The organism is Pararhizobium sp. LjRoot238 (genome assembly GCF_964252955.1).
GTDB lineage: Bacteria > Pseudomonadota > Alphaproteobacteria > Rhizobiales > Rhizobiaceae > Pararhizobium.
The window spans coordinates 309,090-324,188 of the sequence record NZ_CAXUPP020000003.1; the positions used below are offsets into that span (position 1 = coordinate 309,090).

General features: G+C 61.8%; 15 protein-coding genes. 14 read left to right on the forward strand and 1 reads right to left on the reverse strand.

The window, feature by feature from the left end; all coding sequences use genetic code 11:
* Positions 1 to 311 precede the first annotated feature (311 nt).
* The 6 genes from ACSQ3F_RS26170 to ACSQ3F_RS26195 all read left to right on the forward strand — a co-directional run bounded on the left by ACSQ3F_RS26170 (position 312) and on the right by ACSQ3F_RS26195 (position 6,121).
* Positions 312 to 2,135 (forward strand): ParB N-terminal domain-containing protein, encoded by a 1,824-nt coding sequence (locus tag ACSQ3F_RS26170; protein WP_436103106.1) that lies wholly within the window; start codon positions 312 to 314, stop codon positions 2,133 to 2,135.
* A 93-nt stretch (positions 2,136 to 2,228) separates the two neighbouring features.
* Positions 2,229 to 2,705 (forward strand): hypothetical protein, encoded by a 477-nt coding sequence (locus ACSQ3F_RS26175; RefSeq protein WP_436103107.1) that lies wholly within the window; start codon positions 2,229 to 2,231, stop codon positions 2,703 to 2,705.
* Entirely contained in the window at positions 2,702 to 3,592 is an 891-nt protein-coding gene (locus tag ACSQ3F_RS26180) for a DUF7007 domain-containing protein (RefSeq protein WP_436103108.1), read from the forward strand. Before ACSQ3F_RS26175 ends, ACSQ3F_RS26180 begins: the two co-directional genes overlap by 4 nt.
* 48 nt (positions 3,593 to 3,640) lie before the next feature.
* A complete protein-coding gene (locus ACSQ3F_RS26185; protein ID WP_436103109.1) occupies positions 3,641 to 3,913 on the forward strand; it encodes a hypothetical protein in 273 nt (90 codons plus the stop codon).
* Positions 3,914 to 4,307: 394 nt separating this feature from the next.
* On the forward strand, positions 4,308 to 4,892 hold the full coding sequence (locus tag ACSQ3F_RS26190; RefSeq protein ID WP_436103110.1) for a hypothetical protein: 585 nt from the start codon (positions 4,308 to 4,310) through the stop codon (positions 4,890 to 4,892).
* 302 nt (positions 4,893 to 5,194) lie between these two features.
* Positions 5,195 to 6,121 carry an ArdC family protein gene (locus ACSQ3F_RS26195; protein WP_436103111.1) on the forward strand — a complete coding sequence of 309 codons (927 nt, stop codon included), beginning with the start codon at positions 5,195 to 5,197 and terminating at the stop codon, positions 6,119 to 6,121.
* 6 nt (positions 6,122 to 6,127) lie between these two features.
* On the opposite strand, the gene ACSQ3F_RS26200 is transcribed toward ACSQ3F_RS26195, so the two are convergent.
* Entirely contained in the window at positions 6,128 to 6,304 is a 177-nt protein-coding gene (locus ACSQ3F_RS26200) for a hypothetical protein (protein WP_436103112.1), read from the reverse strand.
* A gap of 456 nt (positions 6,305 to 6,760) precedes the next feature.
* On the opposite strand from ACSQ3F_RS26200, the gene ACSQ3F_RS26205 reads away from it, so the two are divergent.
* From ACSQ3F_RS26205 to ACSQ3F_RS26240, 8 genes are all read left to right on the forward strand, one after another.
* A complete protein-coding gene (locus ACSQ3F_RS26205) occupies positions 6,761 to 7,072 on the forward strand; it encodes a DUF736 domain-containing protein (protein WP_436103113.1) in 312 nt (103 codons plus the stop codon).
* Positions 7,073 to 7,210: 138 nt separating this feature from the next.
* Positions 7,211 to 8,266, forward strand: coding sequence for a Fic family protein (locus ACSQ3F_RS26210; protein ID WP_436103114.1), 1,056 nt, complete (start codon positions 7,211 to 7,213; stop codon positions 8,264 to 8,266).
* 386 nt (positions 8,267 to 8,652) lie between these two features.
* Positions 8,653 to 8,964, forward strand: coding sequence for a DUF736 domain-containing protein (locus tag ACSQ3F_RS26215; RefSeq protein ID WP_436103115.1), 312 nt, complete (start codon positions 8,653 to 8,655; stop codon positions 8,962 to 8,964).
* Between the two features lie 376 nt (positions 8,965 to 9,340).
* Positions 9,341 to 10,498 carry a tyrosine-type recombinase/integrase gene (locus ACSQ3F_RS26220; RefSeq protein ID WP_436102674.1) on the forward strand — a complete coding sequence of 386 codons (1,158 nt, stop codon included), beginning with the start codon at positions 9,341 to 9,343 and terminating at the stop codon, positions 10,496 to 10,498.
* Positions 10,458 to 12,305 carry a hypothetical protein gene (locus ACSQ3F_RS26225; protein WP_436102675.1) on the forward strand — a complete coding sequence of 616 codons (1,848 nt, stop codon included), beginning with the start codon at positions 10,458 to 10,460 and terminating at the stop codon, positions 12,303 to 12,305. Before ACSQ3F_RS26220 ends, ACSQ3F_RS26225 begins: the two co-directional genes overlap by 41 nt.
* 5 nt (positions 12,306 to 12,310) lie before the next feature.
* Positions 12,311 to 14,176, forward strand: a complete 1,866-nt coding sequence (locus ACSQ3F_RS26230; RefSeq protein WP_436102676.1) for an integrase — start codon at positions 12,311 to 12,313, stop codon at positions 14,174 to 14,176.
* Positions 14,124 to 14,615: a hypothetical protein gene (locus tag ACSQ3F_RS26235; protein WP_436102677.1), complete on the forward strand. Its 492-nt coding sequence runs from the start codon at positions 14,124 to 14,126 to the stop codon at positions 14,613 to 14,615. The genes ACSQ3F_RS26230 and ACSQ3F_RS26235 overlap by 53 nt, the downstream gene beginning before the upstream one ends.
* A 270-nt stretch (positions 14,616 to 14,885) precedes the next feature.
* Complete coding sequence (locus ACSQ3F_RS26240; protein WP_292582362.1) at positions 14,886 to 15,059, forward strand: hypothetical protein; 174 nt, start codon at positions 14,886 to 14,888, stop codon at positions 15,057 to 15,059.
* Positions 15,060 to 15,099: the final 40 nt, after the last annotated feature.

Consider the following 15,099-nt stretch of genomic DNA (forward strand, 5'->3'; position numbering starts at 1 on the left):
TTTTTGTTCCCGCTCAACCCGAATTCTGACCTTCGCATGGGATCGCCCGTCTGAAAAAACAGGAAAAGAGGGTGAAAGAAAACCGGTCGCAGATCGGTCCTCCCATCGCCGCTGGCGCTCAACCGCAGCCTACGCATCCCGGCCACTCGTCCTTCGCAAGGCTGTTAGCCCCGCTTGTCCTTCGCGGCAGGGCCGCTCGCCCGCAGTTGCGCCGGTCGGGCCGCTTTGCGGTCCGGAAGATGTCTTCAGGAAATGAAGACAGGAAGGACCGGCAGAAGGCCGCGTCCGCATCCCCGGAAAGGAACACTCCCATGCAACTCATGAAGGTCGATCCGCGTGCGCTGAAGGACAATCCCGACAATACGCGCCAGTCGAAGTCGACGCCCCAGGCCGACGCGTTGCTGCTTGCGACCATCAAGGCCGTCGGCGTCATCCAGCCGCCCGTCATTTTCGCCGAAGCCGGCGGCAACGGTTATGTCATCGAAGCCGGTCACCGGCGCACCCGCATGGCCATCGCCGCCGGCATCGAGGAAATCGATGTTATCGTCGTCGAGGCGGCCCACGATAATGGCGCGATGCGTTCGATGATCGAAAACATCGCGCGCGAGCCGCTCAATCCGGTCGACCAATGGCGTGGCATCGAGCGCCTCGTTGCACTCGGTTGGACCGAGGAAGCGATTGCGATTGCGCTGGCCCTGCCGGTCAGACAGATCCGCAAGCTTCGACTGCTCGCCAATGTGTTGCCCACGATGCTCGACCACATGGCCAAGGGCGACATGCCGAACGAGCAGCAGCTTCGCACGATTTCCGCAGCGTCGCTCGATGAGCAGAAGGAAGTCTGGAAGGCTCACAAGCCGAAGAAGGGTGACACGGCATCCTGGTGGGCGATCGCCAACGGCCTCACCAAGACCCGCATGTTTGCGCGCGATGCGAGTTTTGGCGACGATCTCCGCCAGGCCTATGGCATCGAATGGGCGGAAGACCTGTTCGGACCTGCTGACGAGGACAATCGCTTCACGACGAACGTCGAAGCATTCCTCGGTGCGCAGCAGGAATGGATGAGCAGCAATCTTCCCAAGAAGGGTTCCATCGTCGAGCTCAACAATTGGGGCCAACCGCACTTGCCGCCGAAGGCGGAGCGTGTCTACGGCAAGCCCGGCAAAGGCGATTGCACCGCCATGTATCTCGATCGTGAGGGCAAGGTGCAGTCCGCCTATTTCCGGTTGCCGGAGATCAGGAAAACGAAAGGCAAGGGCGATCCGACCGCCCCCGGCGGCGAGGACGAAAACGAAGGTATCGACGTTGCAGCGAAGACCCGGCCGGACGTCACGCGAATCGGCCTCGACATGATCGGCGATTTCCGCACCAACGCGCTGCATGAGGCGCTGGCTCGAGCTCCGATCGAGGACGATACCCTCATGGCAATGCTGGTGCTTGCGTTTGCCGGGCAGAACGTCTCGGTCGACTCCGGCTCCGAAGTCTCCGGCCATCTCTACGGCTCCAGACGTTTCGCCCGGCAGGCCGTCCGGCTGATTGGTGAAAGCGGCAAGCTGGAGTTCGACATGGATACGCTTCGTGTCGTGGCCAGGTTGACCCTGATCGACGCCCTGTCGGCGCGGACCAATCGCTCGGACAGCGGCATCGTTGTCCGGATTGCCGGTGATGCCATCGGCGCCGACGCCTATCTTCCGAACATGGGCACGGAGGAGTTCCTCGCGTGCCTCTCCCGCCCGGCGCTGGAAGCGTCCTGCGGCGGCACGAGTGTCGCCCCCCGCCCGCGCGTCAGGGACACCCGCGCTGCCCTTGTCGAGCACTTCAAGGAAGAACGCTTCGTGCATCCGGCAGCCTTCTTCGCGCCCGATGACGCGAAGCTGACCGAGTGGCTGGCCAAGAACATGGAGCAGGGCGGCGAGGACGACGATGCCCCCGCCGACGGGCCGATCGGCGGCATTGAGGACGGCGCCGGTGATGAGGCTGAGCCGTCGGTCGAGGACGATGCGGTGGACAAACCGCATGTTTCGGAAGCCGAGGACGGCGGCAACGCAGCCGACGCCGAGCTCGAAGAGCTGGATGAAGCCGACGCTGACACCGGCACTGAGGGTCCCGATACCGCTTACGGAATTGCGGCCGAGTAACCCTGCCCCACAACGTCATACTGATCGATACCGCCGCCGGCCATCACCGGCGGCGGCTTTTTCCAGCATCCACAATCCAACAGGAGAAAGCGCATGTTTGCGTTTCTGATTTACGAACGCGCCCCCATCGGCTCGATTGTCGCCTGGGCCGACGGCACGCCCCGCCCGCCCGAGCGCCACAGGAAGAAGCTCGCCGCCTGGGAAAACCGCAACAGCAAGGGTCGCCTGATCCACAAGCAGGGCAAGGCTGGCATCGGCAATGTCTGCCTGTCGCCCGAATTTACCCTGCATGAGGGCGATTTCGGCGCCAATGGCGTCATCACGATCCGCATCCACCGGACGTTCTCGCTCGACAGCAACCTCATATTCAAGGTGATCGAGCGCCCGCAGCTCGGCCACATCAGGGTCTTCGACCGCGCCGGCGACAACGCCGAGCTCGTCCACCTCGCCGCCAATCGCCAAGCGGCGGAGGAATGGTTGACCCGACATGGCTATCCCAATGCCGTGCTGGAAGAGGTCACTGCCGATGAAGTGGCAGCCGATCACGTCGAAGGGAGGGCTGCGGCATGAACCCGCCCGCTCTCCAAGCTCCAGAAGCTGCCACCCCTGACTGTTCAGGGGTGGAGTTCGGTCGCAGCGCCGATGACCTGCCCGTCGCCCGTGTCGGCGATCTCGTCTTCGCCATGGTGCCGGGACGCGATGGCCAGCATTTTCTCGCCAGCGCCTGGCGCGTGTCACGGCCGCTTTCCGAGCTCAAACGTGACGATTTCTACTCGCATCATGGCTCCGTTGCGGATGAGGCGGAATTTGGGGCGCGGATATTCGAACAGGCCGAGCACAGCGGCGAGCTCCGGGCGCTCGCCCGGCCAACGGTTCGGATAAACTGCTCGACACCATGGGGACCGTCGCAGGGCGCCACCGTCTACGCGGCGGGTATCGTCGCTCACACCACTGCCGGGCATGGCGGATTCAAGCTGTCCAAGGAGCGCAATGTCAAAATTCATCCGATGCTTCGTTGCGCCGGCGGCTGGTACGAAGAAGATGCCGCGTGGGCTGCAGTGGCCCTCGCCTATCCGAACCTCTTTACCGCATACGAGCGTAAGTGTGCCGATCGGACGATCCGGGATTCGTGGCCCAATGCCTGGGAATCGATCTTCGGCCGTCTGCTTGCGCCCGGTGAATCCCATGAAAAGGATCGCCGCACCTTCGAGCTGGAGCATGCCGGCGACTGGATCGTCATCTCCGCGCTACGCTCGGAGCAGCATGCCGGTATGACCGAAGTCATCGCCACGATTGGCGGCGTGCGGGCCAGCCGTGCGGAAGAGCGCCGCTTTCTCGTACCAAGCGACGAGTACGCGGTTGGCCGATTTGGCTTCGTCATCGATCCGGCGCGCCACGCTGCCTATAACGGACCGTCGTCTTTCATCAACTGGCAGGCGCGGGTGATCAATCCATGAATCCGGTCAGTCCCCGCGTTCTTCTGTCCCGCATGGAGGCGGCGCGTCGTGAGACGCGCCACCATCTCGATCGCATTCACCGGCAGATCACGGGCCGAACGCCTAGCGGTCACCGAGAAGGCCAAGGCCCGTTCGCACCGCCGGGGCGGGTCGCGGTGGACGCGCTCCGACGAACAGCTATTTCAGGATCACGTCGAGCGGCTAGCCTTCGAGCGACGAACGGAAATCGCTGTCCTGGCTCGCAAGCTCCAGCGTCAGGAGTGGGTGATCACCGGCATGCGTCGGACACTCGGCGACGATGCGGGTAATGCGGCGGCGTGAGCTCGACCGGGAGGCGGCGCTTTTCGTGCCGGGCTGATACGCTGGAGGAAAGGATGCGGGCTGTCGGTCGTAAGGGGTTCTCTCCTCCGGGGTTCCCGGGTCATCGCCCGGCCCCCGCCGGTCTGCCCTTCGTTTTCGCTGCGGTCTGAACCGGCGGCCGATCGTTTCAAGGCCGCTGGCGCGCCGCGGAGCGGCCGGCGCAGCCTCCCTCGCAAAACGGGTTCGCGTCCTTCGCAGGGCTTTACCCCGCTTGACTGCAAACCCGTTTCGCTCGCTCTGCCGCTCCGGACCTGTGAAAGCGCCCGTCCTCAGCCGGTTCCTGTCGACCGCATCGAAGGGCAGACCCGGCAGGGGCCGGAGCCGCTTCGCAAGCAAACCACGAAAGGACGATCCCATGGCCAAGCCCGCAACCAATCGACCCTCCCCCCGCGTCGTGTCGCTCCGCAAGGGCGCCACCCTCGAAATGGTCAGGCTCACATGCCCGGACACCGCACAGGCAATGCTGATCGCCGAGAGCTTTGGAACCGCGGTGGTCGACAGCGACGGCATCCGTCAACTCCACGAGCGCCTGATCATCGAAACCGCCGACAGCCTCTCGGAGGGTCTCGGCGAGAAGGCGATGCAGATCCATCTCCAGCGTATCGTCGGAGCCTATGTCGGCTCGGCTCACGGAGCCGGCCAGTTCTACAGCCGCGCGGTATCGGAGGCGCGTGACGCCACCGCCAAATCGGCAAACGATGCCCGCGACGAGGACCTCGATGGCCCGGTCGGTTACGACAGTGCCGCCCAGCGCAAACGCGAATTCGCCGCCGACATGGGCATACAGTCCCACGCGCTGCGGATGGCGGCTGAAGGTGCCGTCGCAGCCTACAGCCACGTCATCGGCGAAGCCTGGAAGCCTTTCGACCGCCCGGTCGAAAACCCGGGCCAGTCGCTCGACCGCAAGGCGGCCGAGGCGCAGATGGCGGCTCTCGGTTGAGGCGTTTCGGGCGGAGCTTCTGCTCCGCCCTTCCCCACTCTTAATCCTCGGCCGGTTCCTTTGGGACCGGCCTTTTTCCATGTCATCAGAAGGAAGAGAGAGGGAAGAATAAGGACCCCGCTCGCCACGCGACCCCGTCCCGGTCGGCGGTCCTGCAGGAGCCGGCGGCCTGCCGCAACGGCTTCGCCGTCCTTCACTCCGTTGCGGCCGTTCCGGTGCGCCCGCCCGCTCGATCGCTCCTGCCTTCGGACCTCCGCGACGGGGCCGCGATGAGCGCGGCCTCCAAAATGGAGGGAATGGACATGAGCAGGAAAGCCGAAGGCGAACGCGCCGACATCTATGCGCGGATCACGGACAGGATCGTCGCCGATCTCGAAAAGGGTGTGAAGCCCTGGATGAAACCCTGGCACGCGGCCAACACGGATGGCCGGATTACCCGGCCGCTGCGCCACAACGGTCAGCCCTATTCGGGCATGAATATTCTCTTGTTATGGTCGGAGGGAATGGCGCGCGGCTTCACCTCACCCATGTGGATGACGTTCAAGCAGGCGCTCGAGCTCGGAGCGGCGGTGCGCAAGGGCGAGACCGGTTCGACGGTGGTCTTCGCCAGCCGCTTCACCAAGTCCGAGGCGGACGGCAATGGCGGAGAAGTCGACCGGGAGATCCCGTTTCTGAAGGCATACACGGTCTTCAACATCGAGCAAATCGACGGCCTGCCGGAATACTACCATCACCGACCAGGTCCGGTGCTCGACCCGGTCGAGCGGGTCGAGCACGCCGATCGCTTCTTCCGCAACACGGCCGCCGTCATTCGGCATGGCGGCTCGCAGGCTTACTACTCGCCTGTCACGGATCACATCCAGATGCCGCCGTTCGAGACGTTCCGCGACGCCGCGTCTTACGTGGCAACGCTGAGTCACGAAAGTTGCCATTGGACGGCGCGCCCCGATCGTGTCGGTCGCGACCTCAGTCGATATGCCAAAGACAAGAGCGAGCGCGCCCGCGAGGAGCTGGTCGCCGAGCTTGGAAGCTGCTTCCTGTGCGCCGATCTCGGGATCGTGCCGGAGTTGGAGCCACGGCCGGACCATGCGTCTTACCTTGCCTCCTGGCTGAAGGTCATCTCCGATGACAAGCGGGCGATCTTTCAGGCGGCAGCCCATGCCCAGCGTGCTGTCAGCTTCCTGCACGGTCTCCAGCCCATTCAGGCCGACGAGAGAGTGGCTGCGTAGGAGGCGTCAAGGTCGGTCGTTGTCACCCGCAACGGCCGACAGCTCCCTCGGCTCTTTCTCCGCCGGCGTGTGCTGATCGGACTTGAGGTCCAGCTTGCCCCAGATCGATGGTTTCCGATCGGTGGCTTTCAGCTTCCGGGAGTGCTTGATTTCGACGGTAAACGGTTTTGTCTGCTGACGCATAGATCCTCCAGGCGACGAATCGCGGCCCGACAATATCGCGTTGATGAGAGGAGGCAGCTGCCCGGCAGCCGAGTTTGTCGCATCCGAAGCCGACGCCTGACGCGGAGACAGAGCAGCGGGTTCGCGGCTGCGACGGTCCGGCACGGCAGCGTGCTGACTAGGGCCGGCATGTCCAAGTTCCTCCCACCGCTGTCATAGGCCACGTCCTCCGCGGGCTCGATGAGGCATGTCTGATCGGAGACCGGCTTCGCCTCGATCGTTCTCCCGCAACGGCCGTCCGCGACTTTCTTCCCCTGAGCGCTGCGCGCCCATTCCTCGCGAAACAAGAAAGCCGCTCCCGGCCGCCCTCCACTTCGTTTCGGCCCCTTCGGGGTGCGGTCCGATCGTCGCCGATCCTTGCGACAGCCATCGAGGCCGCGAAGGGCGCGGCCCGAAACAACCGAAAGGAACTTCGACATGGCTACCATCGGCACCTTCACCTCCACCGAAAACGGCTTCACCGGCTCGATCCGCACCCTCGCACTCAACGTCAAGGCCCGCATCGCCCGCGTCGACAACCCCTCCGACAAGGGTCCGCACTTCCGCATCTACGCCGGCAATGTCGAGCTGGGTGCGGCCTGGCAGAAGCGCTCCAACGAGAGCGACCGCGACTACCTCTCGGTCAAGCTGGACGACCCGAGCTTCCCGGCCCCGATCTATGCAACGCTCACGGAGGTCGAAGGCGAGGACGGCTACCAGCTGATCTGGTCTCGCCAGAACCGCGACTGAGACATCGAGGCTCCGCCCATCGGGCGGGGCCTTCTCCATGCCTTCGGTTCATCCACATCCCACTATCGGATGAAAATGGATGGAACAATGGACGCCACTGTGTCATACCGTTTCGGATGGAAACGGATGGGACATTGGATGCCTGCTCTCGATCTTTCGACTTTGCGGATAACGCCCGAGATCCTGTCGCTGATCGCGGAGATCGACGAGTTCAAAGGCGCATGGCGCGCACTCGGCCGCATCGCGCCCGATCGCCTGTCCAGCCTGCGCCGGGTCGCCACGATCGAGAGCATCGGATCGTCGACCCGCATCGAGGGCGCCAAGCTGAGTGACCGCGAGGTCGAGCGGCTGCTCGTAAACCTCCGCATCGGCTCTTTCTCCAGCCGCGACGAACAGGAAGTCGCCGGCTATGCCGAAGTGATGGAGACGATCTTCTCGGCCTTCGACGCGATCCCCCTCAACGAAAATCACATCCGCCAGCTTCACCGGGATCTGCTGGCGCACTCGACCAAGGATGAGCGGCACCGCGGTGACTGGAAGACCCTTTCCAACAATGTCGAGGCGTTCGACGAGAACGGTGTGAGCCTTGGCGTCGTCTTTGCGACAGCCTCGCCGTTCGACACGCCGGGTCGCATGGCGGAGCTGGTGGCCTGGCAGCAGGCCCAGGAGAAGGATGGGACGTTCCACCCCCTGCTGATCGTCGCCGTCTTCGTCGTGGTCTTTCTGGAAATCCATCCGTTCCAGGATGGCAATGGCCGCCTGTCGCGGGCGCTGACCACATTGCTGCTCCTTCGAGCCGGCTATGCCTATGTGCCTTACAGTTCGCTCGAAAGCATCGTCGAGCAGAACAAGGAGGCCTATTACCTGGCACTTCGTCGCACACAAGGCACGATCCGCACGGATCGGCAGGATTGGAACCCCTGGGTCGAGTTTTTCCTGCGAAGTCTGCAGCGTCAAAAACAGCGCCTCGAGCGGAAGATGGAGCGTGAGCGCATCCTGCTCGGCGATCTGCCGGAGTTGTCGGTCTCGATCCTCGAACTGGCGCGCGAGCGTGGGCGCGTGACCGTGATGGACGCGGCCAAGGCTACGGGCGCAAGCCGGAATACCGTCAAGGATCATCTGCGCGCATTGACCGATGAGGGACACCTCACCCTGCACGGAGCAGGCCGCGGAACATGGTACGGCCTGAACTAAAACCGGAGTTAAGGGACGGCCGGTGCACCGGTATCGAAGCGGTCGTTCAACCGTGCGAGACCACCATGGCGATATCCGTTCATCCCCTGTTTCCGGCGCTCCATGTGCGGGCTCGATGGGGCATGTCTGACCGGAGAGTGGCTGCGCCTCGATCGTTTTCCCGCAACGACCGTCCGCAACTTTCTTCCCCTGCGAACTGCATTCGCATTCCTCGCGCACAACAAAGTTTCTCCCGGCCGCCCTTCATTGCATTGCGGCCCTATGCCACCCCATCGCGTAAGGCGCGACGTGGACCCCGGCGGGTGCGGTCCGATCGTCCCCGGTCTTTGCGACTGCCATCGAGGCCGCAATGGCGCAGCCCGAGACACAGCAAAAGGAACATCACCATGGCGACCATCGGCACTTTCACCTCCACCGAAACCGGCTTCACAGGCTCCATCCGCACCCTCGCCCTCAACGTCAAGGCCCGCATCGCCCGCGTCGAGAACCCCTCCGACAAGGGCCCGCAGTTCCGCATCTATGCCGGCGCCGTCGAGCTCGGCGCAGCTTGGCAGAAGCGCTCCGAGCAAACCGAACGCGACTATCTCTCGGTCAAGCTGGACGACCCGAGCTTCCCGGCTCCGATCTACGCAACCCTCACGGAAGTCGAAGGCGAGGATGGCTACCAGCTGATCTGGTCCCGCCAGAACCGCGACTGAGACATCGAGGCTCCGCCCATCGGGCGGGGCCTTCTCCCTCCAGATTGTGAAGCCGGAGACGGGCGTCGAGCCCGCCTTCGGCTTTTTGGTGGCATACGGGAACGGGGGATAGCTGCTCAGATCGGTCAAGGATGACGGGACGGAATGACGGCGTCAAGGACGAGTGGTTAGAATGCATCTCCAGAACTGTCCTGATTGTCTCTTTACCTTAGCAATAGTCATGCAGGATGCCGCCATGTTTGCTGAGCTTGCACGGTGTCCACAGGAGGGCCCCGCGCATCGCGGAGTGACCACACGAGTCCGACGCAGCGATGCGCGGGAGGTACCTGTGGTCAACGCGGGCACGGTAGGCCGGCCGCACATAGGGATAAAGACCATGGCGATGATTATTCCTGCGACGAAGGGGCAGACCGGTATTCCTGCCGGGTTTCCCATCCTGATGTCCGGCCGCATGGAAATTATCGAGGCAGCCTTCGCCTACCTTCTGGAGTTGGCTACCATTCCAGGCCGTTCGCATTCTTCAGACACGGTGCGGACCTACGCGGAACACTTATACGATTGGTTCGACAGTCTGGAACAGTCCGATCTGGATTGGAGGCTGGCCGATGAGGAAATGATTGCCGCCTACCGCAATCGTATGCTGGAACAGCCCAGTCCCCATACTGGCAGGCCCTATGCGCGCTCCACGATCAATGATCGTATTCGCTCCATTTGCCGGTTCTATAATTGGGCGCATCAACGCGGTTGGGTGACGCACTTACCATTCCGTATGATCGATGTACGGATTACTTCCGGGCGCAAGCAGTCTCTCCTGGCCCATACCAATACCCGGTCAGCGGTGGTCGCTGCGAATATTCTGACTGTAGCTGAATTCGAAAAGTTGCCGCGTGCGCTTCGAGCCGATCAGCTCGCGCGATTGTTCGGTCACCTTTCCATGCCCTATAGGCTGATGGCTGAATGGGCAGTCTGTACCGGCATGCGGCGGATGGAGCTGTGCGCCTTGACGGTTGCGCAATTGCCCGAAAGCAGGGGGGTCGATGCAGCTGATCATCCGCTGATCGGCGTACCCCTTGCGATAACGAAGGGCGGTCGACCCCGGACAATTTATCCACCGATCCGTCTTGTCGATCGCACGAACTGGTATGTCGGTGAGGAGAGAGCCGCTCTGGTTCGAGCTCGCCAGCGCAAGTCTCCGGTTTATGATCCGCGTGAGTTCCTGTTCCTGAACAGGCATGGAGGTACCGTGACACGAGCGCACCTTAGCGCAGTTTTTGCCGCCGGCTTCGAAGCCGCAAAAATTGATGGCAGTTTGCACTGGCTTCGCCATACGTTCGCCACGACAATGCTCGCCCGCCTTCAACGGATCGCCGCTGAAAAGCCGGAGATCAACCCACTCAAAGTGCTGCAGATCCTCCTCGGTCACAGCTCGATCCAGACGACGTCCATCTACCTGCGCTGTGTCGATCTGCATCATCGAGAAATCGCCGAGAGCATTGAATATCTTTATGGCGAGGTCATTCCTGATGCGGTCTGAGCGGCCACATATCGACCGGCGCCTTGCTGTGGCTCCAGCTCTCGATAAGCCGATCTCAAGCGGTATCGTGATCACTTTCCGTGACGAGTGGGGTGTCGTCGCACAGATGTTCGACCTCAATAGGCTTGGCTTATCGGTCGATCTTACGATTCTCTTTGCTGACGCTTTCCGCGCATCATTCGCCAGTGCCGCCACGGCGACACGGAAAGGATACTGGAAAGCGCTTCGCACGTTTGCTCGCTTCGTCGCGGAAGCAGGCACGATCGTTGAAGTTGCGGATCTCACGACCGAGGCTGTCGGTCATTATCTCGTATGGCTTGATCGCCAGAGATCGCGGACGGGCCAACCTTGGGGAGTATCAACCCGGCACGGCCGCTATTTGCCTATAAAGATCATACTTGAGTGGGCGATGCGAAATCGCGCCCATCTCATGCCAGAACAATTGCAGTTCCCGGCCAATCCTTTCCCGGGTCGTCACCGGACACCAGTCCCGCGCCGACTTCCAGCGCATGAGCTGAAGGCAATCCTACGAGCCTGCTATGCCGAAATCGACGTCGCATGGGCTCGCTTCGAGGAAGGGCGCGCAATCCTCGAAACAGACCGTGATGGCGTAATGGATGATCGTCGGGATCTGGAGACGCTGTTGGTCGCAACGGGTCGTGCGGGTGGCGGAATAATGCCATGGTACGATCGTGCCCCGGGGCGGCGGTCACATCGGCGGACGAGGCGCCATGGTGGCACTCGGATGCTGGCGCAACACCTGCATCTGACGGTCGATACTCTGGTCCCATTCTTTTTGGCTATCGCCATTCAAACGGCGGCCAATCCGGATTCCCTTCGAAACATAGGACGCGATTGCTTGGCTTCGCATCCCCTCGACCCTCATCGGATCATCGTTGATTGGGCCAAGCCGCGGGCGGGGAACGCCGTGCGCCGTGCGCAGCGCCGGACCTTTGACAAGCGACGGCGATATTCCGTCCCTAATCTTGTCGAAAAAGTGTTGGCGATGAGCGCGCCGCTCGTTGCCCATGCTTCACCTGGTGAACGCGACCGCCTCTTTTTGATCAGAGGTAACCGCCCGAAGGGAGTGGGCGTAATTGGCGCTCAGACGCTGGATGCCGGTATCCGCAGGTTTATTGCTCGTTCCAATGAAGGAATTGCCATCTGGAATGCCGCTCACCCTGAGCAACTTCGTTGCCCGATGCGAACCTTCGCCCCTGTCCTGTTCCGTGGCAGCGTGGCCATCGAACATTACCATGCGGCCGGCGGTGATATCCGCGTTGCGCAAGCATTGCTCAATCACTCTCGAGCCAGCACGACAGACCTCTATGTTCGCGGGCCCGAAACACAACGCATGTATGAGAAGACAATCGCGAGCCTCCAGCATCGGATGATCGGCTGGATCGCAATGCGCCAAGAGGCCCATGGTGTTGAGCGAAATATCGATGGTCAGATCGGGAACAGCAATGAGGGTTCAGCCGAAGCCTTCAGCCACATCTGCATCAATCCGGTGGCCGGCAAGGCTCCTGGATCCACCCAGGGGCGCCTGTGCCCAGGTTTTATGAGCTGTCTCAGCTGTCCCGGCCTCGTTATTCCGATAGACAGCCGACACCTGGCCCGAATTCTGCAAGTGATGCGCAAGTTGGAAATCGCCCGCGATCGGCTCGATGCAGAGCGTTGGCGATCAATTTACGCCCCCAGCTATCGCATTCTCAGTGAAGAGATCCTGCCGGACTTTCCTTCCGGATTGTATGAGGCGGCGGAGTGCTTGATCGAGACACTTCCACCCCTGCCGGACCCGGAGTGACGTCAATGGTGGCTCAACCTGCAAATGCGGAGCAGCGGATCCGAAATCAGGAAATCCGTATCTCGACGATATCGATGTGGTCGGATCGCATTTGGCAACTGGATGTCGACGTGCCGGGAACGACACCCGCCGATCTCGTGATCGATTGGGGCATAGCCTTTGTGGATGGAAGCCGATTTACCGATGAGGAATGGGTAGCGTGGCGCGAGGCTGCGCGGCGCTTTCTCTGGTCGCTGCGCGTGACGCCGCCTCCGGGTCGTCGCCGTGCAAGGGGAACGACTCTTGTCAGAAGATTCCAGACCCTGCGCGTTCTCATCCGGTGGATGGTCGCCGAAGGCTATCGATGCTTTGCCGACCTCGACCGTGATGCAGCTCACCGCTTTCTCGGCGTCGTTTACCAGCGACCGGGTCGCGGAGGGCGCTTTTTATCGGAGACCGTGACCCCGGTCGGTTATATCCGGATTCTGGACCTTCTCTATTTACAGCGAGATTGGCTTCCTGACGCGCCGGCTGAACCTTTGGTGGACCCGATAACCGGCTCCCGATCATTGAGACCCGGGCAACTGTCCAAGTCTATGCCCTATACGCCGGATGCTATTGCCGTTCCTCTTATCTCTGCAGCATTACGTCTCATCGGCACGCCAGCCGACGACATAATCGCGCTGCGGGAACAAGCCGAGGACGCCCACGGGCAAGCCCTTTCGAGCGGATTTGGATATAAGGCGCGACAGAGTCACATGCGCGCTTGCCTTGATAGCTTCCGCTTCGCGACGGTGCCCGGGGAAGCTCCTCCTTGGAGGACGGAGCCCGTGCTGACCATGAAGTTGGTGCAATTCCTGGTCACCCGGATTTACGACGCCTGCTTTGTCGTCATCGCCTATCTTGTCGGTGCGCGAGCCTCGGAAATCTTGGGCCTGCGGGCTGGATGCATCGAGCGGCATGCTGCTGCCGATGGCACCGAAACCTTCGCTTATCTGAGTGGCCAGATCTACAAAACAGCCGTTGGCATCGGCGGAACGCCGCATCGATGGGTGGCGCCGGACCCTGTTGTGCGGGCCGTGACTGTTTTGGAACGCTTATCTGCTCCCATCCGCCAGCGGATGGGGCGGGAGGAATTATGGTTGTCGGCGATGGCTGGGCGCGGCGGGATGGCCATCCCGCGATCATCCGGGCTGGCTGACCGGCTCAACGGACCGTTTACATCCTTTATAGATCTGCCTCTTTATAACGAACGGCCGTGGCATCTGACGACCCATCAGGGACGAAAGACCTTTGCGCGCTTTGTCGGTCGACGCGACCGTACCGGCCTTGACGCCCTTGCCTCGCACTTCGGCCACGTGACCAGAGCAATGACCGACAAAGGCTATGTCGGGACGGACTTCGATCTGACCGATCTGATCGATGGAGAGATCTCGAACGACACAAGGACGGCGCTTGAGGATTTGCTGACTACGGCAACGGCGGCCGGCAGTGCCGGACGAGTGATCTCTGCGCACAGTCGCTTCCGCGGACGTATACGAGACGGAGATGCTGCGGACTATGTAGACTTCATCCTGAGAGAAACCGACATGCGCCTCGGTCATTGCGATTGGGGCTACTGCGTCTACCGCCGCGAAAGCGCATCGTGCCTGGGTGATGATCGAGGCCCGAACCCGGTCATCAGAACACAGAGCATCTGCGCCACCTGCAGCAATTTTGCGGTAACGGAAAAGCATCGGCCGGTATGGGAGGAGCGCCGCAAGCAAAATGCACGGCTTCTGGCGCATCCGATGCTCGACGACGACAGCCGTGCGTTGGCAAGGGCCAGGATCGATGAATGTGACCGCATTCTGGGCGAACTTCAGCAAGGTCGCGAAAACGATGACGAATAGTGCAGAGCAGCCCGCGAAGCTGAAATCTCATGAAACGCGTCATCGAAATACCGAGCGCCGCATTCGGCAGGCGATGGATCGGCTTGTTGCACAGGCTTCGTTGGAAGGGCGGACTACCCGGGTCACAGTGGCTGCACTGGCGCGAGAAGCTCAGGTCAGCCGAAACACGATCTATGCCGAACACAGCAGTTTCCTCGAAGAATTGGCATCCGCAAATCCACCGCGCCCCGGAACTCAGCGACCGCCTCCCAAATCTGACATGTCGGCACTTCGAGCTTCGATGCATGAACTCCAAGCGCAAAGGCGGCTGCTCGCGACCGAGAATGCCAGCCTGCTGAAGCGTGTGCTGGATGCCGAGAAGGCCGTTGCTCGATTGGAAAAGCAGAACGCCAAGCTGGTTCAGGAGATCAGCAGGGTGCGGCGGCTTAGCTCGACATGACTGATCGCGTTGAAGCATCCACCCGTCCATGATCCGATGAGCGAGTGGTTGATTTTTTTGGGTCCGAGTCCGTGGAACCCAAAGTCCGTTACTTCAGATATCCCATCCTACCATGCCGGATCAGCTCGCCTCGAGCACGAGCGGTACCCCCAAAATGCTGCGCATTTTGGCTCCCCCACTCGCCGGCTCCGCCGGTCGCCTGCGGCGATCCTCGACCCGAACTGCTCCGTCATCGTGCACGTCTCTCGTCTTCAAACAGAGGAGAGACACATGCTTACCATCTACGACGAAATCCAGCAGCTGCGCGTCGAGCTTGCCGCCTGCATCCTTACGCCTGCCGAGCGCGCGGCAAGTGAGGCTGAACTCGCAAAGCTCCTCGCTGAACAGGCATCGCTCGACAGCGCATTCGACGCCATCATGGCAGACGAGGAGCCGCCAGAATGACGGCGCCTTCTCCAAACAGGACGCTTGACTAAGACCTAAG

Coding starts and splice junctions, on each gene's coding strand:
- ACSQ3F_RS26170 (WP_436103106.1), top strand. CDS start 312: ATGCAACTCATGAAGGTCGATCCGCGTGCGCTGAAGGACAATCCCGAC.
- ACSQ3F_RS26175 (WP_436103107.1), top strand. CDS start 2,229: ATGTTTGCGTTTCTGATTTACGAACGCGCCCCCATCGGCTCGATTGTC.
- ACSQ3F_RS26180 (WP_436103108.1), top strand. CDS start 2,702: ATGAACCCGCCCGCTCTCCAAGCTCCAGAAGCTGCCACCCCTGACTGT.
- ACSQ3F_RS26190 (WP_436103110.1), top strand. CDS start 4,308: ATGGCCAAGCCCGCAACCAATCGACCCTCCCCCCGCGTCGTGTCGCTC.
- ACSQ3F_RS26195 (WP_436103111.1), top strand. CDS start 5,195: ATGAGCAGGAAAGCCGAAGGCGAACGCGCCGACATCTATGCGCGGATC.
- ACSQ3F_RS26200 (WP_436103112.1), bottom strand. CDS start 6,304: ATGCGTCAGCAGACAAAACCGTTTACCGTCGAAATCAAGCACTCCCGG.
- ACSQ3F_RS26205 (WP_436103113.1), top strand. CDS start 6,761: ATGGCTACCATCGGCACCTTCACCTCCACCGAAAACGGCTTCACCGGC.
- ACSQ3F_RS26210 (WP_436103114.1), top strand. CDS start 7,211: ATGCCTGCTCTCGATCTTTCGACTTTGCGGATAACGCCCGAGATCCTG.
- ACSQ3F_RS26215 (WP_436103115.1), top strand. CDS start 8,653: ATGGCGACCATCGGCACTTTCACCTCCACCGAAACCGGCTTCACAGGC.
- ACSQ3F_RS26220 (WP_436102674.1), top strand. CDS start 9,341: ATGGCGATGATTATTCCTGCGACGAAGGGGCAGACCGGTATTCCTGCC.
- ACSQ3F_RS26230 (WP_436102676.1), top strand. CDS start 12,311: ATGGTGGCTCAACCTGCAAATGCGGAGCAGCGGATCCGAAATCAGGAA.
- ACSQ3F_RS26240 (WP_292582362.1), top strand. CDS start 14,886: ATGCTTACCATCTACGACGAAATCCAGCAGCTGCGCGTCGAGCTTGCC.